We start from the raw sequence: 1,585 nt of genomic DNA on the forward strand, positions 1-1,585 counted from the left end.
CTTCGCAAAAGGATAGGTCGGCAGCGGCACCCGGCTGTACGATCCGCCCGCAAACAATCGGCCGTACTCCAGCGTGTAGCCCTGCACGTACAGTTCCGCCACGGCCGCGAGCTGTTCCAGATACTCTCCCGCCTGCTCCGCCGTCCGGCAGTGCTCGATGCACTGGTTGCCGTACCGCTTCAGCGCCTGCTGCTCCCTTTGTTCGTTTGCGCTCCGCTCCGACTGGTATACCTGCGGCCCCTTCCCTTTCTCCAGCCACTTCTCCAGCTGCCGGATCAGTTCATCCCGGCTCCGCGCTACGCACGCCAGCCGATGACTCAAATGCTTTCTGCCCACGAACAGCGTGTAGCTCATGTTCCCGCAGTCCGCCTCCGCCTCTTCCCGGCAGTAGGCCAACAACTGCTTCGCCTGCTCCCGAAGCTGCTCCTGCGTATTCGCCGACAGCACCACCAAATAGCCCGGCTTCTCCTCATGGCGCCGCTGCGCTTTCGGCCCCTCTCCAATAACCAGGTGAGCGTTTGTTCCGCTGAATCCAAAGGAGCTTATCGCCGCGTTGCGCTTCTCCTCCGCTCCCGCTTCCCACTCTTTCAGCGCCGTGTTCACATAGAACGGACTCCCCTCGAACCGGATGTTCGCATTCCCCTGCTCAAAGTGCAGGGACGGCGGGATTTGCTTATGCTTCAGCGACTGCAGAATTTTGATCACTCCTGCAATCCCCGCCGCCGCCGCCGCATGCCCCATGTTCGATTTGATCGAGCCCAGCGCGCAGTAGCCTTCCTTCTCCGTGTAGCCGCGGAAGGCCTTCGTCAGCGCCTGGTATTCGATTGGATCCCCCAGTTTGGTCCCGGTGCCGTGAGCCTCGACCATCTGAATCTCTTCCGGGTGGATGCCGAACGTGTCGTACACATACCGCTCCAGACGCTCCTGCGAATTCGCGCTTGGCGCCGTGATTCCATTGGTCGTCCCGTCCTGATTGATTCCCGATCCGCGAATGACTCCGTAGATATGGTCCCCGTCGGCCATTGCGTCCTGCAGGCGCTTGAGCACCACGGCCCCGACCCCTTCTCCGGGGACGAAGCCGTCCGCCCGCTCGTCAAACGAGTGGCAGTGTCCCGCTGGCGACAGCATGCCCGCACGGTTGGAATTCAGGTAAAACTCCGAAGTCGACTGGATGAAGACGCCACCAGCAAGCGCCATTTCCGTTTCTCCCGACCACAAGCTCTGGCAGGCCAGGTGAATGGCGACGAGCGAACTGGAGCACGCGGTGTCCACGGTCACCGCCGGTCCCTGCAGATTCAGATAATACGCAATCCGGGCCGGGATAACGGACCCCGCGTTGCCCCAGAACGATTGCGGGGGCGGATTATTCCCGAACAGCTTGGGATAATCTCCGCCGCAGGAGCCGACATAGATGCCGCAGCGGCGGTTCCCCATTGCGTCTCCGGCGTAACCGGCATCTTCCAGAGCCCGCCAGGATTCCTCCAGGAACAGCCGCTGCTGCGGATCCATGTAGGTGGCTTCAAGTCCGGATATATTGAAGAACAACGGATCGAATTCATCGATACCATCCAGAAAACTGCCGTGC

At 61.1% G+C, this 1,585-nt stretch carries 1 protein-coding gene; it reads right to left on the reverse strand.

Annotated features, from left to right (window positions below):
* Nucleotides 1-1,585 (reverse strand): type I polyketide synthase (locus tag L692_RS28175; protein WP_036722874.1); only part of this gene is annotated, 1,585 nt, incomplete at both ends.

It is taken from the genome of Paenibacillus forsythiae T98 (assembly GCF_000520735.1).
In the GTDB taxonomy this organism is placed as follows: domain Bacteria; phylum Bacillota; class Bacilli; order Paenibacillales; family Paenibacillaceae; genus Paenibacillus_AQ; species Paenibacillus_AQ forsythiae.